This window comes from Pseudomonas fragariae (ex Marin et al. 2024), from assembly GCF_059621105.1.
The window spans coordinates 5,988,922-6,010,960 of sequence record NZ_CM184369.1; the positions used below are offsets into that span (position 1 = coordinate 5,988,922).

Sequence of the window (22,039 nt, forward strand, 5' to 3'; positions counted from 1 at the left end):
CATGCCCGTTACGCGCAAGGTCAGCTCGGCGTCCTTTGCTACGCCAGCCCCTGAAGCAAGCCAGTCCTACAGCTACTCGAATCTCGAGGGCGTGGACGCTGCACGCAACGAACTTGCCGAAGAAGTGGCACTGGCGATTGCCTACAACGGTATCAGCCAGGCGGTCATGCTGGTCAGCCCGACCGATCTGGAAGACTTTATCGTCGGTTTCAGTCTGGGCAGCGGCATCATTGCCTCGCATGACGAAATCTACGACTTCAAAATCAGCGGTTGCGGCTCGGCCATGCAGGCCGAGGTCGAGATCGCCAGCCGCGCGTTCTGGGAACTCAAGCAGCAGCGTCGGCAACTGGCGGGCACCAGCGGTTGCGGACTGTGTGGCGTTGAAGCCGTCGAGCAGGCATTGCCTGACCTGAAGGCGCTGCCCGGCGCGCCCCTGCCCCCGATCGAATGGCTGGACGGTCTGCGTCAGCGCATCGGCGAGTTCCAGCCGCTTGGCCGCCATTGCGGCGCTGTGCATGCGGCGGTGTTCATGGACGGTAATGGCCAGCTGTTGCTGGGCCGTGAAGACATCGGCCGCCACAACGCGCTGGACAAACTGATCGGCGCCCTGATCCGCCAGGACATCCCCCTGGCCGGCGGCGTCGCCATCGTGACCAGCCGCTGCAGCCTGGAACTGATTCAGAAAGTATTGCGCGCCGGCATCCAGACGCTGGTCAGCCTGTCGTCGCCCACCGGCCTGGCCCTGCAATGGGCCCGCCGTCATAACCTCAATCTAATTCACCTGCCGCAGAAAAGTGCGCCGCGGGTCTATAGCCCTGCGATGGAGATTCAAGCGTGAGCACTCATCATCAAGCCGACAAGACACCAACCCCCCGCTACAAGCCGTACAAAGGTGCGGCAGGCGGATGGGGCGCACTGATCAGCGTGACGCAACACTGGCTGGGCAGTGACAACGCGCTGAAGAACCTGCGCATGATGCTCAAGACCAACCAGAACGGCGGTTTTGACTGCCCGGGCTGCGCGTGGGGCGACTCGCCGGAAAGCGGCATGGTCAAGTTCTGCGAGAACGGCGCCAAGGCGGTGAACTGGGAAGCGACCAAGCGTCGTGTGGACCCGGCCTTCTTCGCCCGCTACAGCGTCAGCTCGCTGATGGAGCAGAGCGATTACTGGCTCGAGTATCAGGGCCGTCTGACCGAGCCGATGAGCTATGACGCGGAAACCGACCGTTACAAGCCGATCAGTTGGGACAGCGCGTTTGCGCTGATCGCCAAGCACCTGAAGAACCTGCCCAGCCCGAACATGGCCGAGTTCTACACCTCGGGTCGCGCCAGCAACGAAGCGGCATACCTGTATCAGCTGTTCGTACGCGCCTATGGCACCAACAACTTCCCGGACTGCTCGAACATGTGCCACGAGGCCAGTGGCGTAGCGCTGTCGCAAAGCGTCGGCGTGGGCAAGGGCACCGTGACCTTCGAGGATTTCGAACACGCCGATGCCATCTTCGTCCTCGGTCAGAACCCCGGTACCAACCATCCGCGCATGCTCGAGCCCTTGCGTGAAGCGGTACAGCGCGGCGCCCAGGTGGTTTGCGTCAACCCGCTCAAAGAGCGTGGCCTGGAGCGTTTCCAGCACCCGCAACACCCGGTCGAAATGCTCACCAACGGCGACCGCCCGACCAATACCGCCTACTTCCGCCCTGCCCTGGGTGGCGACATGGCGCTGTTGCGCGGCATGGCCAAGTTCCTGCTGCAATGGGAGCGCGAGGCGCAGGCCAACAACGGACCTTCGGTGTTCGACCACGCGTTCCTCAACGAACACACCGAAGGCGTACTCGAATACCTGGCCGCCATCGATGACACGTCCTGGGACGCCATCGTCGAGCAATCCGGCCTGCCGCTGAGCGACATCGAACAGTCGGCACGCATGTACGCCAAGGGCAAGAACGTGATCATGTGCTGGGCAATGGGGATCACCCAGCACCGCCACTCGGTGCCGACCATCCAGGAAATTGCCAACCTGATGCTGCTGCGCGGCAACATCGGTCGTCCGGGTGCCGGTCTGTGCCCGGTGCGCGGTCACAGTAACGTGCAGGGCGACCGCACCATGGGCATCAACGAACGCCCACCGGTGTTCCTGCTCGATGCCCTGGAAAAACGCTTCCAGTTCAAAGTGCCCCGCGAAAACGGCCACAACGTCGTCGAAGCCATTCACGCCATGGCCGAAGGCCGCGCCAAGGTGTTCATCGCGCTGGGCGGCAACTTCGCCCAAGCCACCCCGGACAGCCATCGCACCGCCGAAGCGCTCAGCAAGTGCGATCTGACCGTACAGATCAGCACCAAGCTGAACCGCAGCCACCTGTTCCACGGCAAGGACGCGCTGATCCTGCCGTGCTTCGGCCGCACCGACATTGATATCCAGGCCAACGGCCCACAAGCCGTCACCGTGGAAGATTCGTTCAGCATGGTTCACGCTTCCAACGGTCAGTTGAAGCCGTCGTCGAAGCAAATGCGTTCCGAGCCTGCGATCATCGCCGGTATCGCCAACGCAACGCTGGGCAAGACGCCTGTCGACTGGTTGTGGCTGGTCGAGGACTACAACCGGATTCGTGACCTGATCGCCGACACCATCCCCGGCTTCAAGGATTTCAACGAGCGCGTCAAGCACCCGGGCGGCTTCTACCTGGGTAACGCTGCTGGCGCACGCCGCTGGAACACTGCGTCGACCCGCGCCAACTTCAAGTCCAACGCGCTGCCGTTGACTCTGATCAATGAACACGTCAGCTCGACCGGGCAGATCCCGGACCTGATCATGCAATCGATGCGTTCGCACGATCAGTACAACACCACCATCTATGGCCTGGACGACCGTTATCGCGGGGTCAAGGGTCAGCGTGACGTGCTGTTCGTCAACGAAGCCGACATCATCCGTCTGGGCTTCCAGCCGGGGCAGAAGGCGGACCTGATTTCGATCTGGAGTGATAACCGCGAGCGCCGCGTCAAAGGCTTCACCTTGCTGCCGTTCGATATTCCGGCCGGTCAGGCTGCCGCCTACTACCCGGAGGTCAACCCGCTGGTGCCGCTGGAAAGCGTGGGCGATGGCAGCAGCACGCCGACATCGAAGTTCGTTGCCATCCGCCTCGAGCGCTCGGCAGAGTCGGCACGCATCCTCTGACGTCCCTGAAAGACGCCCACAAAAAAGGCCCGTTTCACTGGAAACGGGCCTTTTGCAAGTAACCTCAGACTCTCTTTTCAGACTTAAGTTCCTTAGCCAAAACAATAACTTAGCAGTTTGTGTGGCAATCGTGTTACTCGTCGGAATTGCATTGCTACATTCTTCACTTGACACCAAGATCGCGCCGTCATCCCTATGAGATTCCATACATGAAGTATTCCTCGATACTGTTGTTGTCTCTTACCCTGATCAGCGGTGCGGCGTCTGCAGGCAACCTCGAGTCAGGCGTAGGCGGAGCATTGGGTGGGGTACTCGGTTCGGTCGTCGGCCAGCAGGTCGGCGGCAGCACTGGTTCAGCAATTGGCGCAGGTGTCGGCGGCGCAGCCGGTGGCGCTGTAGGCGCGGACCGTCGCAACCGCACAGAGGCAGCCATTGGCGGCGGTCTGGGCGCAGCGGGCGGTAATGTGCTGGGTCGCAGCGTCGGCGGCAACACCGGCAGCCTGGTCGGCTCGGCGGTAGGTGGCGGCGGCGGTGCTGCACTCGGCAACTACATGGGCAACGAAAGCCGCAGCGACGATCGTCGTTATCGTGGTGGCCGTGACCATGGCCATCGCCCGAAGCACCACGGCCATCGCCGTCATCGTGACTGATACCACCGTCAGTTACTGAAACATAAAAACCGGCCGCTCTTGAGCGGCCGGTTTTCATTTGTCTGTCGCAACGCAGGCTCAGGACTGGATGCAGAGCATCGCCCCCTTGGTCAGATCACTTTGTGTGCATAGTCAGTTGCCAGCCATGGCCTGCACCCACGTCCTGACCTGTGCGTACGGATAATCCTCCAGCACCGCAAACCCGGAGGTGGCGCGGGCTTTGAGCCTGGTGAACAGTGGCACGCTGATGCCGCACAGAAAACGCGTCAGGCAGTCGGCGCTGGGGCGCTGGCCGGTGTAGTCCTGATGCTTGTGGATAAACTCGCTGCACAGTTGCTGAAAGTCCCGATTCGCCAAGGGCTCCAGCGCAGGTGGTTCGGGCAGGCGGGCAACTTCGCCAAAGCAGACCGAGCAATGTCCGCAACGCTCAGGCGCATTGTGATCACCAAAGTACCGCGCCAGCCGATGGGTCAGGCACTGGTCGCTGGCGAACACGTCCAGCATGGTGTGAATGCGCGCCACTTCAGTGGCTTCGTGATGAGCGAAATAATCGTGCAATTCGATGCTCAGGGCCTGTGCATCAAAGTCGCTGCGCAACAGGCTGTAGACCTCGGTCATCTGTTTGCTTTCAAGCTCGATCCAGCCTTTTTCCTGAAAGTAATCCAGCGCCTTGACCACCCGCCCGCGCTCGGCGCCGTATTGCTGGTACATCGCATCGAAATCGACGGTGGCCCAGGTGCGTGCCCGGTTTGAGGTGTCGATCAGGGCCTGAACGAACTCGCGTCGCTCCCCTTCGAAACGCGCCATCAGGTCTTGCGGCTGAAGCAGAAACTTGAAGCGGTACTCGGCAAAATACGCGTAGCGCGGCGCAATGATCCCGCGCAGCTCCAGTTGCACCAGCAGGGTCTTCAACGGCAATTGACGAATGTTGCTGAGGTCGGCGAGTGGCCCCAGCAGAAATTCCCACTGCCCGTCATGACGCGCCGCGAGCAGGTCTTCCAGCACACGGGCAATCCCCTCGCGCTCCGGCGTATCGCCGTACACGAAGTTCTCCAGCACGTTGAGGCTGTCGCGGTTGGCCAGCACCAGACAATCCGAAGCAGCACCATCACGCCCAGCCCGACCGATTTCCTGACTGTAGTTCTCGATGGATTTCGGCAGGTCGAAATGCACCACGTTGCGGATATCGCTCTTGTCGATGCCCATTCCGAACGCGATGGTTGCCACGATGCAGTTCAGACGGCCGCCCATGAACTGCTTCTGGATCGACTCGCGCTGATCATTGGGCAGCCCGGCATGGTAGGCGCTGGCGGGCAGGCCATTCTGTTCCAGGTGCGCGGCGATATGTTCGGCTGTCTTTTGCAGGGTCACGTAAACGATGGTCGGCTGCCCGCGACGCTCGTTGAGCCACTCCACCAGCAGGCGTCGTTTGTCACGGCCGCTGACCGGCTTGACCCACAGGTGCAGGTTGGCGCGGTAGAAACCGGTGGTGATGACATCCTCGGGGGCGATGGCGAATTTGTCCTGCATGTCGATGATGACTTGCGGGGTCGCCGTGGCGGTCAGCAGCAATGTCTGGGGAATATTGAATTCGCGCTGGTAGTCCGGCAGCTTCAGGTAGTCGGGGCGGAAGTTATGTCCCCACTCCGAGATGCAGTGCGCTTCGTCGACCACCAGCAAGGAAATCGGCACTTGGGCGATGAAATTGCGGAAGCGCTCGTTCTTCAGGCGCTCGACGGAAATCATCAGAATCTTCAGCTCGCCGGAGCGTGCGCGCGCCATCACGTCAGCGATCTCGTCGCGGCTCTGCGCCGAATCAATGCTCGCCGCCGATATGCCATGGCGGTGCAGGAAGGCAAGCTGATCCTGAATCAGCGCCAGCAACGGCGACACCACCAGCGTCAAATGCGGCAACATCAGGGCGGGCAATTGGTAACATAGCGACTTGCCCGAGCCAGTCGGAAAGATCGCCGCAGCCGAGCGCCCGGCCAGTACCGCACTGATGGCAGCCTCCTGCCCCGGCCGGAACTGTGTGTAGCCGAATACCTGTTCGAGACGCTGGTGCATTCGCGGTCCATCCATCAGTCAAAAAACGGGCTCAACCTTAACGCGCCAGGCCGGATGCACATAGCACCAAAGCGTTGCAGAAACTCTACCCAGCGACCGATATCATTGTAATATCACCGCCAAACATCGCTTGATCAGGAGCAGGAATGGATTCCCTACAGCAACCCGAGGACGACGGGATCATCCGCATTCAGCGCCTCGTGCCGGGTCAGGTCGATGTGGTGCTGGGCTCGCATCCACGCCGCAAGCGCGTCGATGCGCCTCGCCGCTCACGCCCTTATGGCCTGTGGCTGGCGTGCCTTATTGCTGCAGCCTGCGTGGCCGGACTGATCACCTCACATGCGAGAGGCCCCAAAGCGCTGGCAGTACCGCCTGTTGTGCAGTCCATACCCGAAACCCGGACAGTCGAGGCCGAGGCGCAACCCGTAGCCGCCGCCGATCCCGCGCCCACGCACATTCGAAAAACCGCAGAGCTTGTACCGATCGCGGCCACTGTGGCGCCGCCTGCCCCTGTGCAGCCCTTGGATGACTGCATGAAAAACGGCAACGTCATCAATGAGGCGGTGGCGAACTGTCGATTCGGCCAGGCTCCACGCCCCGCTCAGGCAGAACCGGCAACAGGCATGGTGTCTGCCGACTACATGGCCGATTTCAAGGCCAATGCTTCACGCAATTCCACGCGTTCTTCCAGGCCTTACAGCGTAGCGACGGCCTCCATCCGCGAAGCGGACGGCAGAAATCGCTACCGCGCGCAGTGGCGGATTTACGGCAACACGATCGATGGCGACAGCGTCTGCGAAAACTTCGCCATTCGTTCATTCGAACGGCGCGAGTGTCGCAAGGCGGCAGCGGTCAATTTCCGAGAAGAGTGCCGTGAGTGGACCAAACGTGCGGCGAGAAACCGCGACGAGGACAGTAAAAACGCCCAACAGCGCTATTGTGAAGTGACCACGAATTTCTCACCTTGAAAACAAGCCTGCGCCGCTCTGGCACAACAGTTTCACCGGTTTTTTCTACGTTCCCGGTGCATGGCCGAGCACCTGAGAATCCGTAAAAACGGACACATGTATAGCCAAAGGCTTACACGCAATGAAGCGAATGGCTATTTTGCACCTGCCATCAGAGCCGTAAGATTGGATCCAACAACTGGCGAACAAGGAGTTCGCCAGGATCAGGGACGATCGACCATCGCCGGGAAGGCAGCCGACAGGGAGTTGGAATGGTCTTGGTACAAACCCGCTTCGGCGGGTTTTTTATTGCCTGCGATTTTTGCCGTCAGCAGTCATACCGCCTCAAGATTTTTCCTGACGCCAGATCTCCCGCCCTTCAAAGGGTGGTTCGAAGCTGATCCCGCGAGGTATAGCGAAAGGCTTACACGCGCTGGGGGAACTTGGCTATTTCCGACCTGGCTCGCGCTCCGTACTATTGGATCCATCAAGGGGTGAACAGGAGTTCACCCGGATCAAGGATGATCGACCATCGCCTCGGAGGCGTCCGACAGGAAGTCGGGATGGTCTTGGAAAAACCCGCTTCGGCGGGTTTTTTGTTGCCTGCAGAAAAGCTGCGCGCCTTACGCTGCCCCGCTCACAGCCAACCGCTTAACGCTTGCCCTGCTCGAAGCGCTGCTGCAGCAAGTGCCGTGCATGACCCGCATTGACGTAATCCGCAATCAACTCACCAAGCTCGTCTGGCTTGAGCTTTTTGCCGTCCCGGCTGAACCGCGCCAGCGCCAGGAGTACCCGGCGTTTTTTCCTGAACACTTTTGCGTTCGGTGCAGAGAACGAACGTGAGACTCGCTCGGGTAAGGGCGCATCGTCTTGCAGATGCAGGGTCAGAAACGTGCCGTAGGCGACATTCAGCTCAAAATCAGCGATGTGCTGGATCGGGACGGGGGACTTCAGGTTGGCGAAGACAAAGTGATCGGGAGTGAGAAGCAGAGCGGTCTTGTCAGCACGCAGACACATGCGCAGCGCAAATGGCAGCAGCATCAGCATGAACGCCGTCAAGATACCGCCCGCTATCAGCATAGAGTTGCGCTTTTCGGTCAGCCCCTGGGGAAATGACAGCGCTTCGGCTATCAGATAAATACCCAGCCCCAGCAGAGGGGCGAGGAATAGCGTTAGCAACAGCCCCCGCAGGCGAGCGCCCTCATGCAGAACGACATTACCGCTTACCGTTTTCGCGCGGGCACGCAGTTCGGTCACCACCTCAGCATCATTTGCCACGTGATGCTTGATGAAGTCCTCGGTAAGACGCGTGCGCAGTGCCTGGGCATTGCTGAAGTACTGGTCCATCGCGGCGCGGGCCTGGGCCGCCACCACCGGCCGGGTGCCACTGCGGATCGCCTCGTCGGCAGCAACCTGCAGCGCGGCGATACGTTCGCCGTTTGAAGGGTGCGTATCCGAGGGGTGCGGCAGCTGGACGGCCATTTCTTCGTCAGGCAGCGTGAATGTCTTGCCGGCCAGTTCGTGCAGCACGCTGTTCGGCAGATCCTTGGTGAACACCTCCCCGCGCCTTGGGTTGGTGGCCCGCGTGATGTGCGTGTAGATCCGCTCCTGCAAAAGCGGATCAATGGCCGAGATGCGCACCAGCGCCGAGGCCGCCGACGCGTTGCCAGCCAGGCTCGCCCCCGCGGCGTCGGCGGCCAGCTCGCGCACGCGGCTCCAGTGATTGACCGCGTGATCGAAGCTTTCCATGAAATACACGCCCAGCATGAACGCCGGACGCAGAATGGTGCGCTGCAACCACCCGCTGACCATCATGTTTTCAGCGATCGCCCCTAGGCTGCGACCGATGCCGTCGTAGATCGGCAGAAAGCGCAGGCTGTACTCGGTGTCCTCACCGGCAAAATGCGCCAGCTCGTGGCCAATCACCGCACTGGTTTCAGCGGCATCGATCAGCCCGAGGTACAGGATCGGCACATGCAGAGTGCGCCCTTTGAGCACGGCGTCGGACGGCAGAAGGGAAACGTCGCTCGAGGTGACGTAGAAGCCTTCGGTCATGCCCAGCACGATGTGATCGGGGGACAGCGCGCCGAGCCGTTCGGCCAGATCGCGCACATAGGTCCAGAGCACCGGGGCCTCTTCAGGCGTGACCTGCTGCCCCAGAACCTCCATCGCGGTGGGCTCGAACATGTGCAGCATGACGCCCAGTTGCTTGCCCATCCGCCAGATCGAATACAGGCATGCAGCGACCAGCATCAGCACGACGATGATCAACTTGAGCTCGCCCGCGGACATGCGCCCCACATGCCACAGGCCCAGGGCTTCGAAACAGAGGATCGCCGACACGGCCGTGCCCATGGCGATAATGTGTCCCACCAGAACGAAGGGCAGAATCCGCCTGACCCTGCTGAAGGTGTTCAGCAATCGCTCGCGGGAATGCAGTGCGCGCGCTCCGGCCCAGTTAAGCCCTGCCAGCCCGATGCCTCCGACCAGAGCCGCCAGCAGGCACAGCGCGATGACAGCGCGTGCCAGCCAGGTGGTGACATTACCCACCACCACTACGAAGTCGAGACCCTGTTCTGCCTCATGGAGACGGGACAGAGCCTCCTTGAGGGTGATGTTCTCTCCGTCCATCTCCATCGTTCGCGTGAGGGCGTCGGGCGACCTGGCGAGCCTTTCGAAATAGGGACGGGCATGCGCAAGGTCGGCCTGGATCTCGGTCAGGCGCTCAGTGTTTTCGACACTGCGCTGCAACTGCCAGACACCGATGAGGTTCAGGCCCAGAGGGAGCAGGATGAGTACAGCAATGAGCTTGTAGATTTTCATGAGGCAAGGCTCATAGAGGTGCGTCGCCGCTGGCTGTCCTTAGCGCGCACAGGGTCCGTCAGGTAAAACGCCTCTGGCGTCTGCGTGCATGCGCCCTGCCGTTGCTCGAATAGAGGCGTGAGGGCGCTGGCGGCGTTATACCCTGATTTGCAAACTGATGTAACAAAGCTGCCCGCCTGACCTGCGTCGACCCGCCTGGATCCGTCCGCCTGAACGCTCGCAGTGCCATCATTCCCTTTCCAGAAAAAACAGCCTAATAAGGCCAGTCTGTGTATTTACCCTCTTCAGAGCTCGGTAAATCTGCAAATAAGTTCATCTTTCTAAGCTTAATTTACCCCCTTTATCGGATCCAAATACCACCCTAAAGCCCTTTAAAATCAACACCTACAGCTACATTGAGGGTGTAATCCAAAATAATGATGGCTCATAGGCATCATTGCTTACTGTAACGAAACCGAGAAAATATCTACCGTCTGTAGGAACTTTCCTACTAAAAATAGTGCCATAGACCACACTGCTGGCTAGACGACATCTATATGCCAGCACGAACTCCTCCCTCATTGTGGCGGTGTGTCTCGCAGTGACACACATGGCAAAACCACTTCATGAGCAGGTGTGCAGTCGAGCAATTCGCAACTTTTCCCCGTCCCCCGGCCTGATCCGGGAAACGGTCGTGAAGGGTTCAAGGACGATGTACCGATGACTCAGACGTTCGATATAGAAGCATTGATCAAGCTGCGCAAGCAGACGCGCGCTATCTCCGACGCGCTCAAGGTGCAGGCGTCCGACTATCTGTCGACCCTCGCGCTGCTGATACGCCCGCAGACATTCTTCGGTGAATACCTGCAGGGCGCACAGCGCAGCAGCGGCCGCGAGACTCAGCACCATTTCAAAGAGCTCAAGGAGCTCTATGACCGCATTGCCTCGGCAGAGCCGTTCAAGCTGGTCAATGAACTGGAAGTGCCCCTGAACCTGATCAGCACGACACCCGAGCTGTTCCCGCTCGAATACGACATGGTGTTGTCACAAAGCGGGCAGACCATTCGCATCACCAGTCCGGTGCGTTGGGTGGTGGGCTTCAACTCGTTCGATCTGGCGCAGTTTCGCAAGGTCATCAAAGACCCCAATCGCAGCAGCGCCGAGCTGTACCGCTATGTAGTGCATTATCTGGTGCTGTTCTACTGCCTGAGCAAGTCGCCGGGCATGAGCCGCCTGTTCGAAGGGCTGCGCTTCCCGGTCAGTTTCGAGCGCTTGAAAGACTTCGGCGACCTGCCGTTCTGCGTGATCAGTTCGCCGGTGCGCTCAGAGCTGCCGGATGAATCGGTCATTCGCAACAGCACGCAGATTGCAGGCAATACCAGCTTCGAAGAATTGGTCGGACACGAAAACATTCTGGAAATGAACGATGAAATCCGTCAGCGTCTTTTGCTGACGATTGAAGGACTCTAATCGCGCCCGGCCTGCCACAGGCCCGGTACGCAAACGACTTGCAGCGAGTTGCTCGCACAGGAGATGACGATGGCGAAGAAGGAAAGTACCCAGCACAAACTTGACCGCGTTCGCGCGCCTCGGGTCCATATCACTTACGACGTGGACATCGGCGATGCTCAGGAAAAGAAAGAGCTGCCATTCGTTGTGGGCGTTCTGGGTGATTTCTCCGGCAACCCGCTGGAGCCGCTGCCCAAGCTCAAGGATCGCAAGTTCATCTTCATCGACCGCGACAACTTCAACGGCGTCCTGAAGGGCATCAAGCCGCGCCTGGCGTATCGCGTCGACAACACGCTGGCAAAAGACGGCACGCAACTCGGTGTCGAGCTGAACTTCAATGCGCTGGAAGACTTCGAGCCGCAGAACGTCGTGCGTCAGGTCGAGCCGCTGCGCAAGCTGCTGGAAGTGCGCAACAAGCTGGCTGACCTGCGTAACAAGATGGGTGGCAACGACAAGCTTGAAGAACTGCTGATGGACGTGTTGCAGAACACGGAAAAGCTGAAAACCCTGGGCAAGGAATTTGGCCGTGAAGCCGCCGTTCCTGCCACCGACAGCAAAGAGTAAGGAGGAGCCTGACGATGACCGATAAGCAACCCGTGACTCAGCAGGACAGCGCTCTGGTTGAAGTGGAAAACTTCGCCCCGCAATCTTCCTTGCTCGACAGCATCATTTCCGAAAGCCGCGTTGCACGCTCCGAAACCGAGCGCACCCGTACCCGCGATCTGATCGGCGAACTGGTGGCCCAGGTACTTGAAGGCGAGATGACGCCGAGCAAGGACCTGATTGCCGTGCTCGACGCGCGCATCGCCGAGATCGATTCGATGCTCTCCGAGCAAATGAACGAAATCATGCACGCCCGTGAATTCCAGCAACTGGAAGCGTCCTGGCGCGGCCTGAAATATCAGGTTGACCAGACCGAGACCAGCACCACGCTGAAGATTCACCTGCTCAACGCGTCGAAAAAAGACCTCGTGCGTGACCTCAAGGCATCGTCCGAATTCGACCAGAGCGCACTGTTCAAGAAGATCTACGAAGAAGAGTACGGCACCTTCGGTGGTGCGCCGTTCGGCATGCTGCTGGGTGACTACGAGTTCAACCGCAGCCCGGAAGACATGTACCTGCTGGAAGAGATCTCCCACGTGGCAGCTGCCGCCCACGCGCCGTTCATTTCGGCTGCCTCGGCTGAGCTGTTCGGCTGGGACTCGTTCACCGACATGGCCGGCCCTCGCGATCTGGCGAAGATCTTCGACACCGTCGAATACGCCAAGTGGAAGTCATTCCGCGCCTCCGAAGATTCCCGCTATGTCGGCCTGACCCTGCCGCACGTGCTGGGTCGCCTGCCGTATGGTCCGGATACCACGCCCGTCGAAGAATTCAACTTCGTCGAAAGCGTCGATGGCCGTGACCACAACAAATACCTGTGGATGAACGCTGCCTACGCGCTGGGCACTCGCGTGACCGACGCATTCTCCCGCTACGGCTGGTGCGTGGCGATCCGTGGTGTGGAAGGCGGTGGCCTGGTCGAAGGCCTGCCAACCCATACCTTCAAGACCGATGACGGTGAAATCGCGCTCAAATGCCCGACTGAAATCGCCATCACCGACCGTCGCGAAAAAGAGCTCTCGGACCTCGGCTTCATTCCGCTGGTGCACTGCAAAGGCACCGACTACGCCGCGTTCTTCGGCACCCAGTCGACCCAGAAGCAGAAGCAGTACAACACCGACATTGCCAACGCCAACGCGCGTCTGTCGGCGCAACTGCAATACATCTTCGCGACCTCGCGTATCGCTCACTACATGAAAGCGATCATGCGCGACAAGATCGGCAGTTTTGCATCGCGCAAGGATGTCGAGCTGTTCCTCAACAAGTGGCTGTCCAGCTACGTGTTGCTGGATGACACCGCCAGCCAGGAAGCCAAGGCCAAGTTCCCGCTGCGCGAGGCGCGTGCCGAAGTGTTCGAAGTCCCTGGCAAGCCTGGCGTCTACAAGGCCGTGACTTACCTGCGTCCGCATTACCAACTGGATGAACTGACGGCATCGCTGCGTCTGGTCGCCGAATTGCCGCAATCGACACGCGGCTAACGTCAGTCACTTAGCCAGGGAGGCAACATGAGTAGTCAACACAAGCTGTTGCCTTCATTGCTGGATCGATTGCTCGACGATCGTCCACATCAATCCGTGGAATCGTCGTCGCAACGACTGAGCTCGCTGGCCGATTACAAGGCCAGCATCGTGCGTGACCTGGAGATTCTGGTGAACACTCGCCAATCTCTGGTCGCTGGCGAGCTGGAAGGTTTCGCCAATCTGAGCGGCACCATCCTCGACTACGGTATGCCCGACTTCACCAGTAGAAGCGTGCTCGACCCACAGGATCGTCTTTTGATCCAGCGCCAGCTGGAAAAGGCCATCTCGGTGGGCGACCGACGCTTTCGCAGCGTGAAAGTCCAGTTGCTTGCACAACAGACCGGCCAACGCATGCTGACTTTTCGTGTGGACGCAGTACTGCGTCTGCAGGACATTTCGCGTCAGGTTTCTTTTGACGCCGTGCTGCAGGTCAACACTCAGGAATACAAAGTGCAGAACCTCAACTGATGCTCGACGATCTGCTGCCCTATTACGAGAAGGAACTCTCGCACCTGCGCTTTCTGGGCCAGGAATTTGCTGCTCAATATCCGAAGATCGCTTCGCGACTGCTGATTGAGGGCGACAACTGCGAGGACCCGCATACCGAGCGCCTGATCGAGGCGTTCTCGTTCCTCTCGGCTCGCGTGCACAAGAAGCTCGATGATGAGTTTCCGGAAATCGTCGAGTCGTTCCTCGAGGTGCTGTACCCGCATTACTTGCGCCCTACCCCGTCGATGTCCATCGTCGAGTTCAACATGGGCAAGCAGGAAAAGGTCACCGAGTCCTATCGTGTGGCGCGACACACCGAACTGCATGCCAATCCGGTGGACGGCATCGTGTGCAAGTTCCGGACGTGCTACCCGGTCGAGCTATGGCCGATTGCCGTGCAGAGCGCGTCGTTCATCGAAATGGAACGCTCGGCGTTCAACGGCCACAGCGCAGACCTGATTGCACGTCTGCGCATTGGTCTGACGGCCACCTCCGACGTGCTGTTCGGCAAGATGGAAATGGACAGCCTGCGCTTTTTCCTCGATGGCGAAAGCACGCTCATGCATCAACTGTATGAGCTGCTGTTCAACAACCTGGCCAAGGCCACGCTGTCCTTCGAAGACGAAGGCCGCACTCGCGAAGTGGTGCTGCCCGCCGGTGCCTTGAAGTCTGTCGGTTACGGTCTGGATGAAGGGCTGGTGGATTACTCGGAGCGTTCGTTTCTCGGTTATCGGTTGCTGCACGAGTACTTCACCTTCCCGGACAAGTTCATGTTCTTCGACCTGTCGGGCTTTGCGCGCATTCTGGCGGGCAAAGAGATCGGCAAAGTGGAGATCAATTTCTACTTTTCCGACTACGACCTGACGGACCGTCTGGCGCGCCTGACGCAGAACATCAGCCGCAACAATTTCAAGCTCAACTGCACGCCGATCATCAACCTGTTCCGCCAGCAGGCCGAGCCGATCAAGCTGACCCACGTCCAGCATGAATACGCTGTCACGCCGGATGTGCGCCTGCAAAGCTCCGCCGAAGTGGTTTCGATCGATCGCGTGCGCCGGGTGAAGAAGATCAATGGCAACGACCAGGTCGGCACCTGCCATCCGTTCTTCGAACCACGCGGCGATCAAGGCCCGGGACAGAGTTTCTGGATCGCCCGGCGCCGGCCGACGCAGAGCCGGCAAAGTGACGGCTCAAACATGTTCATCCGGGTCGTGGATCGGGATCTGGAGCTGATCGATTCCAACAATGACACGCTCAGTATCCGTCTGACGTGCAGCAATCGCGACCTGCCATTGATGCTGCCTTTTGGCGGCGAGCGCGGCGATTTCAACATTCCGTCGAACTCAGTGATCAAGGACATCCGCTGCCTGCGCAAGCCTACGGCGACGGTGCGCGTGCCGCTGGGCAACGGCGTGATCTGGCGGCTTATTTCGCACCTGTCACTCAACCACATGTCGCTGGTTTCCAAGGGACGCGAGGTGCTGCTGGAACTGCTGTCGCTTTACAACTACCGCAACGTGTCGGCGATCCGCAAACAGATCAACGGGATCGTTTCGGTGAGCAGCGAGCCGGTCGTGGCACGCATCGGCCATCCGCGGCCGAACTTCGTGCGCGGCGTCGGCATCACGCTGAAGTTCGATGAAAGCCAGTACACCGGCAGTGGCGTGTTCCTGTTCGGCATGGTGCTTGATCACTTCTTTGGTCAGTACTGCTCGATGAACAGCTTTACCCAATTAACCCTTCGCACCTTGCAGCGCGAAAAGAGAGTGGTCCAATGGCCCCCGCGAACAGGCGATCAACCCCTGGTCTGATCGACCAGGCAAGGGCTGAGCCGCACCGATTCGAATTTTTCCAGTTGGTGCGTTTGCTTCGCCTGCACTACAGCAGGAACGGGCGTATGGACCTGGAAACCAGGCCGCACGAAGACCCTCTGCGCTTTCGTTCGCAGCTGTCACTGAACTTCCCGGCCAGCGAAGTCAGCGACCTGCAGTTCGAACGCGAAGGCAAGCTCTCGGCGGCAGGTTTGCCGCTGTCCGAAGTGCAGGTCACGTTCATGGGCCTGGTCGGTCCTTCGGGCGTGCTGCCGCGCCCGTATACCGAGCTATTGATCGATCGACATATTCAGTATCGAGACGACGCTGCGCATGCGTTTCTGGATATTTTTTCGCATCGCATGACCACGCTGTTTTACGAGGCGTGGCAGAAGTACAAGTTTTACATCGAGTACGAGCGCAACGGCACTTCGAACTTCGACCGTTATCTGCTCAACCTGGTGGGTTTCGGTCCAGAAGGCCTGAAGCAGAAGTTCGACAAGGGCGAGTCTCCCCTGCGCCGCGAACTGTTCAGCTACTTCTCGGGGATGTTCGCGCAGAAGCCGCGCAACGCCCTGAACCTTGAGGTCATGCTGAGTTTTTACTTCTCGCTGCCGTTCAAGATCCAGCAGTTCGCCGGACGCTGGCTGAAGCTCGACAGCAGCCAGTGCACGCAGTTGGGCCGCAAGAATGCCGTGCTGGGGCAAAGCGCCGTGGCCGGCAATCGCGTCTGGGATTACCAGTCGTGTGTACGTATCGAAATGGGTCCTCTGGAACTGGCCGACTACCAGCGCTTTCAGCCGGGCACCGAGGATTACCAGAAGCTTGTTGAACTGGTGCGTTTTTACATCGGTGCCGAACTGGACTTCCAGATTGCGCCGAAGCTCAAGCGCGAAGCTGTACCCGTGGCCCGCCTGGGTCGCCAAGGCAATGTATCGCTGGGCTGGCTTGGCTGGCTCAAACGCCCCGGTGTCGACGTGGAGCCTTCCCGTTGCGCCGTTTTCCATATTCCTTTTGATGGGGTCTCCCTGTGAACCTGAAGTCCCTGTTCGCCAAGCTGAACGAAACGAGCCGCACTGCCACTGAAAGCGCTGCTGCGCTGTGCCTGTCGGAGAACCATTACGACGTTGAAGTCGAGCACTTGCTGCTGCAACTGCTCGATAACAACGACAACGATCTGCCAGTGATCCTGCGCCACTACGATGTGGTGCCTGATCGCCTGCAGGCACAGTTGGTCACTGCGCTGGGGACGTTCAAGAAAGGCAACACGCGGACGCCTGCGCTCTCGCCGCACATCACGCGCATGATCGAGCAGGCTTGGGTGCTGGCATCGATCGAGTTCGGTCAGTCACAGATCCGTACCGGCCATCTTGTGCAGGCCTTGCTGGATGACGATGCACTGCGTCGCGTGGTCATCGGCTCGGCGCCGGAGCTGGAGAAGATCAACGCTGACGACCTGCGCCTGAACATGAGCGCGCTGGTCGAGGGCAGCCCCGAGACCAAGCTGAGCAAGCCACTGGCGAACGCCGACGCCAGCACGGGCGCCACCACCAAAGGTAACGGCAAGACGCCAGCCCTGGACCAGTACACCGTCAACCTGACCCAGAGCGCTCGCGATGGTCGCATTGACCCGGTGCTGGGACGCGAATTCGAAGTGCGGCAGATGGTCGACATCCTGACCCGCCGCCGCCAGAACAACCCGATCCTGACCGGTGAAGCCGGCGTCGGTAAAACAGCCGTGGTGGAAGGCCTGGCGCTGCGCATTGTGCAGGGCGACGTGCCGTCGGTGCTCAAGGGCGTTGCCATTCACACGCTGGATCTGGGCCTGTTGCAGGCCGGTGCCGGGGTCAAGGGCGAGTTCGAAAACCGCCTCAAGTCGGTCATCGAAGAAACCAAACGCAGCCTGCACCCGATCATTCTGTTTATCGATGAAGCCCACACGCTGATCGGTTCGGGCGGGCAAGCCGGGCAGAACGATGCCGCCAACCTGCTCAAGCCTGCCTTGGCACGCGGTGAGCTGCGCACCATCGCCGCCACAACCTGGGCCGAGTACAAAAAGTATTTCGAGAAGGATGCCGCACTGGCTCGACGCTTCCAGGTGGTGAAAGTCGAAGAGCCTGACGAAGACAAGGCCATCCACATGCTTCGCGGGTTGCTGGCGAAGATGCAGGAACACCACAAGGTCACGGTGATGGATGAAGCGCTGGTGCAGGCCGTGCGCCTGTCCAACCGCTACATCACCGGCCGCCAGTTGCCGGACAAGGCAGTCAGCGTACTCGACACCGCTTGCGCACGCGTTGCCCTGGGCCAGTCGGCACAGCCGGGAGCGCTGGAAGACTGCAAGCGTCACATCGACAACCTGAACGCGGAAATCACCGTACTGGAGCAGGAAACCGCCAAGGGCAGCGACCACGCTCGGCGTCTGACGGCCCTGCACGAAGAGCTGCAGGCCGAACAGGAGACCCGCGAGTCGCTGGAACAACAGTGGAAGCGCGAGCTGGAGCTGGTCGAAAAGCTTGGTGCACTCAGCGTTCCGCAAAGCGGCGAGCCTGATGCCGGGCAGATTGCCGCCGTACGCGCCGAACTGGCCAGCGTGCAGGGCGAGCAACCGCTGGTCCACGCACTGGTCGATGGCGGCACGATTGGCGAAGTGATTTCCGGCTGGACCGGCATTCCGCTGGGCAAGATGCTGCGCGACGAAATCGACACCGTGCAGAGCCTGCCCGCGCTGCTGGGCGAACGCGTACTGGGTCAGGACCATGCACTCGAAGAAATCGGCAAGCGCATCAAGATTTCCCGTGCCCGCATGGAAGACCCGAACAAGCCGATCGGTGTGTTCCTGCTGCTGGGCCCGAGCGGCGTCGGCAAGACCGAAACGGCACTGGCCCTGGCTGACACGCTGTATGGCGGCGAACGTAACGTCATCACCATCAACATGTCCGAATACCAGGAAGCCCACACCGTCTCCAGCCTGAAAGGCTCACCGCCTGGCTACGTCGGTTACGGCGAAGGTGGCGTGCTCACCGAAGCCGTACGCCGCAAGCCTTATAGCGTGGTGCTGCTCGACGAGGTGGAGAAAGCCCACCCGGATGTGCTCGAGCTGTTTTTCCAGGTCTTCGACAAAGGCGTGCTGGACGATGGCGAAGGTCGCGAGATCAACTTCCGCAATACCGTGATCATCCTCACCTCCAACACCGGTACTGATCGCATCATGCAGTGGTGCCTGAACACCGAGCAGAAGCCGACCCCCGATGACATCGTGGAAGGCCTGCGCGACGAGCTGAATCAGGTGTTCAAACCGGCCTTCCTGGGTCGCCTGACCATCGTGCCGTATTACCCGGTACAGGACGCGATTCTGGAGCGCATCGTCGGCCTGAAGCTGGAGCGCATCCGCAAGCGTTTCGAGTGCAATCATCAGGCGGTGCTGCGTTACGACGAAGCGCTGATCAAGGCTATCGCGTCGCGCTGCACGGAAGTCGACAGCGGCGCGCGCAATATCGACAACATCCTGTCCAAGACCCTCATGCCGGAGCTCGCGCAGCGGGTGCTGGAGCGGATGGCGCAGGACAAGCCGATTCAGAGCCTGACCATCGACCTGGGCAGCGATGGCGACTTCGCTTACACCCTGACCTGATCGATCACCCCATAGGTAAGACGTAATGAATAAAAGACTTCAAGGCAATTGTTCCTCGAAGCCAGCCTTGGCAAGGTGCCTGGCTGTTCTGGCAATGATGATGGCTCTGTCCGCCTGCGGCGTGACAGACCGTGTCGCCAAGCGCATGGATGACACCTGGGCTGGCGACATGATGTTTGGTGACAACGAAAAGGTCATCCTGACGACTGACGGCGGCAACCAGCTCAACCCCGACGAGTACGGCAAACCGCTCTCGGTGGTGGTGCGCGTTTATCAACTGTCCTCTCTGGAGCGCTTCGAGTCGATCAACGCCGACACCCTCTGGGATGATCCGCAAAAGGCTCTGGGCAACACCCTGGTCGAAAGCCGGGAGCTGATTCTGTTGCCTGGCATGGGCCAGACCGATCAGTGGCCGCTGAACCCGAATGCCTCGTATGTGGGCATCGCGGCGTTCTTCCGCACCGACGTCGACAGCCGCTGGAAGGTCGCGTTCGACGCCAACACGCTGCGCAAGGACGGTATCTGGTTCTCGTCCGACGGCGTGCGTGTGCTGGTGGATAACAACTACATCCTCGCGGTGCGTGGGGTGGACGTGCTGAACAAACTCAAGACTGAAGAGCAGTTCAACAAATCCAATTCGATTCCCGGACAACCCGCCAGTAAAAGTATGACCGAGCGCGCGCAGGACGCAGCTGTCCAGCAGGTTCAGGACTCGGCCGGCAGTGCTGCCAAAAAGGCAGCCGACTCACAATTCAATTCTCTGTTGGAAGGCGCCAAATGAGTAAACAAAGCCGCGTGATGTGGTCGGAAGGCATGTTCCTTTTGCCGCAACATTTCCAATATCAGGATGAGTTTCATCAACATCAGCTTGCTGAGTCGACGCTGCGCTCCACGCCCTTTCACTGGGGCGTGCAAACGCTGGAAGTCGACGTCGAGGCGCTGGCGACAGGCTCCCTGCAACTGAAGCGTCTGAAGCTGGTGTTCCCGGACGGCAGCCTTTACGACGCGCCGCAGCACGACCCGCTGCCTGCCGCCCGCGACCTGAAAAACCTGCTCAAAGGCGGAGAAATCAAGGTCTACGCGGCGCTCAAACTGCCTGAGCCCTTTGGCCTGAACTACGTTGAGGACGGCCAGGAGCAGAAGAGCGCGCGACGCTTTCGCAAACAGTTCGACACCCTGCCAGACCTCAACGAAGGCGATCTGGAAAACGAAATCACCAGCCTGCGCCTGAACGTGGTGATGCTGGTCGATGGCGACAGTCTGGATGGCTACAGCTACTGCCCGATTGCCCGACTGGCACGCAACAGCATTGGCGGCTTCAACCTGGATGCGCATTTTGTGCACCCGACGCTGCACGTGGGCACCCACGAGACGCTGGTCGGTCTCGGCAGGCGTTTGATCAGCGTGCTGCAAGCCAAGAGCAAGGCGCTTTCAGGCCGCCGCCGCGAGCGTGCTGACCAGATCGCCGAGTTTGGCTCCAGCGACGTCACCTTGTTCTGGCTGCTGAATACGGTCAACCGCGCCTACCCGCAACTGGCTCACCTGCTGGCGCATCCACGCTTGCACCCGGAACGTCTGTATCTGTTTCTGGCGGAACTGGCGGGTGGTTTGCTGACCTTCTCGCTGGACACCCAGCTCACCGACATCCCCGATTACGATCATCAGGACCCGGCGGCCTCGTTGGTCAAGCTCGACGAACTGGTTCGTCTGCTGCTTGAAAACGTGATTCCGAACCAGTGCATCGTCATCAACCTGAGTCAGGTCCGGCCTTCGTACTGGCAGGGCCAGTTGCTGGACCCGCGTCTTACCGAAGCCGACTTTTACATCTCGGTGCATGCCGACATGCCCGGCTCCAGCCTGCTGGAACTGGTGCCGCGCGCCTTCAAGGTCGGTTCGCCGGAAGACATCGAAGTGGTGGTCAACAGCGCCATGCCGGGCGTCACGCTGAACCACTCGACGCGTCTGCCAAACGCCATTCCGGTGCGCCTGGACAACCATTACTTCTCCATCGAGCCGCATGGCCGCGTGTATGAACGCATGATGGAAGCCCAGGCCATTTCCTTCTACGCGCCCAGCGCGTTTACCAATCTCAAGCTCGAACTGTTGGCGGTGCTTAAATGACTGAAGCCGTGATGCAAGGTGCCGCTACGGCCGCAACCGAAAAACCTACGCTCAAAGACCTGGTGCGTGACTTCATCACCATGGCGCTGATTGTCCGTCGCGGCCGCCAGGCGATCTCGGTCACCGCCTTCGAATCCAGCGTCGATACCTTTTTCGCCAACCTGGAGCGTCAGGCGCGCAGCGCCAACTACAGCGTCGAACAGGTCAAGGACGCCCAATACGCACTGTGCGCATTCCTCGATGAGAGCGTGCTGCGTTCGGGCGACAACGACATGCGTCGCCACTTCGAAATGGAGCCGTTGCAGTTCCGTTATTTCGGGGTTCACCTGGCGGGCGAAGGCTTCTTCGAGAAAATCGAACTGCTGCGCGCCGACGTGAAAAAGAACCTGGATGTGCTCGAGGTGTATCACCTGTGCCTGGCCCTGGGTTTCGAAGGCAAATTCGGGCTGGGTCAGAAGGACCAGTTGCGCTACCTGGCCAACACGCTGGGCCAGGACATCGCACGCTACCGCAAGACGCCAAAGGCGCTGTCGCCTGACTGGGCATTGCCTGACCAGGTGTCGCAAATGCTGCGCCATGAAGTTCCGGTATGGCTTTACCTGGTGCTCATCGCCCTCGTATGCCTGGGTGTCTATCTGACGCTTGACTGGTTGCTGGGCAAAGACGTGGCCGCGTTGGCCGAACAAATCAGCCAACTGTTCAATGCTTGAGTCCC

At 59.8% G+C, this 22,039-nt stretch carries 16 protein-coding genes; 14 read left to right on the forward strand and 2 right to left on the reverse strand.

Going from position 1 to position 22,039, the window contains the following annotated elements:
• Position 1 precedes the first annotated feature (1 nt).
• The 3 genes from fdhD to AC54XV_RS26145 all read left to right on the forward strand — a co-directional run bounded on the left by fdhD (position 2) and on the right by AC54XV_RS26145 (position 3,821).
• On the forward strand, positions 2 to 838 hold the full coding sequence (fdhD, locus tag AC54XV_RS26135) for a formate dehydrogenase accessory sulfurtransferase FdhD (protein WP_024640482.1): 837 nt from the start codon (positions 2 to 4) through the stop codon (positions 836 to 838).
• Positions 835 to 3,171 carry an FdhF/YdeP family oxidoreductase gene (locus AC54XV_RS26140; RefSeq protein ID WP_104724273.1) on the forward strand — a complete coding sequence of 779 codons (2,337 nt, stop codon included), beginning with the start codon at positions 835 to 837 and terminating at the stop codon, positions 3,169 to 3,171. The genes fdhD and AC54XV_RS26140 overlap by 4 nt, the downstream gene beginning before the upstream one ends.
• A 209-nt stretch (positions 3,172 to 3,380) precedes the next feature.
• Positions 3,381 to 3,821, forward strand: coding sequence for a glycine zipper domain-containing protein (locus AC54XV_RS26145; RefSeq protein WP_003401931.1), 441 nt, complete (start codon positions 3,381 to 3,383; stop codon positions 3,819 to 3,821).
• Positions 3,822 to 3,953: 132 nt separating this feature from the next.
• On the opposite strand, the gene AC54XV_RS26150 is transcribed toward AC54XV_RS26145, so the two are convergent.
• Positions 3,954 to 5,888, reverse strand: coding sequence for a RecQ family ATP-dependent DNA helicase (locus AC54XV_RS26150; protein ID WP_496717481.1), 1,935 nt, complete (start codon positions 5,886 to 5,888; stop codon positions 3,954 to 3,956).
• A 146-nt stretch (positions 5,889 to 6,034) separates the two neighbouring features.
• Between AC54XV_RS26150 and AC54XV_RS26155 the strand changes: the two genes are divergently transcribed.
• Entirely contained in the window at positions 6,035 to 6,856 is an 822-nt protein-coding gene (locus AC54XV_RS26155) for a hypothetical protein (protein ID WP_440058496.1), read from the forward strand.
• 630 nt (positions 6,857 to 7,486) lie between these two features.
• Here AC54XV_RS26155 and AC54XV_RS26160 read toward each other — a convergent pair.
• Positions 7,487 to 9,658: a M48 family metallopeptidase gene (locus tag AC54XV_RS26160; RefSeq protein WP_440073982.1), complete on the reverse strand. Its 2,172-nt coding sequence runs from the start codon at positions 9,656 to 9,658 to the stop codon at positions 7,487 to 7,489.
• Positions 9,659 to 10,357: 699 nt separating this feature from the next.
• Between AC54XV_RS26160 and AC54XV_RS26165 the strand changes: the two genes are divergently transcribed.
• The 10 genes from AC54XV_RS26165 (at position 10,358) to icmH (ending at position 22,034) form a co-directional block, all read left to right on the forward strand.
• Positions 10,358 to 11,107, forward strand: a complete 750-nt coding sequence (locus AC54XV_RS26165) for a hypothetical protein (RefSeq protein ID WP_002551426.1) — start codon at positions 10,358 to 10,360, stop codon at positions 11,105 to 11,107.
• Between the two features lie 69 nt (positions 11,108 to 11,176).
• Entirely contained in the window at positions 11,177 to 11,710 is a 534-nt protein-coding gene (gene tssB / locus AC54XV_RS26170; protein WP_003318241.1) for a type VI secretion system contractile sheath small subunit, read from the forward strand.
• A 14-nt stretch (positions 11,711 to 11,724) separates the two neighbouring features.
• Positions 11,725 to 13,227, forward strand: coding sequence for a type VI secretion system contractile sheath large subunit (tssC, locus tag AC54XV_RS26175; protein WP_003343625.1), 1,503 nt, complete (start codon positions 11,725 to 11,727; stop codon positions 13,225 to 13,227).
• Between the two features lie 27 nt (positions 13,228 to 13,254).
• On the forward strand, positions 13,255 to 13,737 hold the full coding sequence (tssE, locus tag AC54XV_RS26180) for a type VI secretion system baseplate subunit TssE (RefSeq protein ID WP_003318239.1): 483 nt from the start codon (positions 13,255 to 13,257) through the stop codon (positions 13,735 to 13,737).
• Complete coding sequence (gene tssF, locus AC54XV_RS26185; RefSeq protein WP_058823380.1) at positions 13,737 to 15,569, forward strand: type VI secretion system baseplate subunit TssF; 1,833 nt, start codon at positions 13,737 to 13,739, stop codon at positions 15,567 to 15,569. The genes tssE and tssF overlap by 1 nt, the downstream gene beginning before the upstream one ends.
• Complete coding sequence (gene tssG, locus AC54XV_RS26190) at positions 15,533 to 16,603, forward strand: type VI secretion system baseplate subunit TssG (protein WP_024640475.1); 1,071 nt, start codon at positions 15,533 to 15,535, stop codon at positions 16,601 to 16,603. Before tssF ends, tssG begins: the two co-directional genes overlap by 37 nt.
• Entirely contained in the window at positions 16,600 to 19,203 is a 2,604-nt protein-coding gene (gene tssH, locus AC54XV_RS26195) for a type VI secretion system ATPase TssH (protein WP_496717483.1), read from the forward strand. The genes tssG and tssH overlap by 4 nt, the downstream gene beginning before the upstream one ends.
• Positions 19,204 to 19,228: 25 nt before the next feature.
• On the forward strand, positions 19,229 to 19,984 hold the full coding sequence (gene tssJ, locus AC54XV_RS26200) for a type VI secretion system lipoprotein TssJ (protein ID WP_100073485.1): 756 nt from the start codon (positions 19,229 to 19,231) through the stop codon (positions 19,982 to 19,984).
• Complete coding sequence (gene tssK / locus AC54XV_RS26205; RefSeq protein ID WP_003343637.1) at positions 19,981 to 21,324, forward strand: type VI secretion system baseplate subunit TssK; 1,344 nt, start codon at positions 19,981 to 19,983, stop codon at positions 21,322 to 21,324. Before tssJ ends, tssK begins: the two co-directional genes overlap by 4 nt.
• Positions 21,321 to 22,034, forward strand: a complete 714-nt coding sequence (icmH, locus tag AC54XV_RS26210) for a type IVB secretion system protein IcmH/DotU (RefSeq protein WP_003318805.1) — start codon at positions 21,321 to 21,323, stop codon at positions 22,032 to 22,034. The genes tssK and icmH overlap by 4 nt, the downstream gene beginning before the upstream one ends.
• The last annotated feature ends 5 nt before the right edge of the window (positions 22,035 to 22,039 follow it).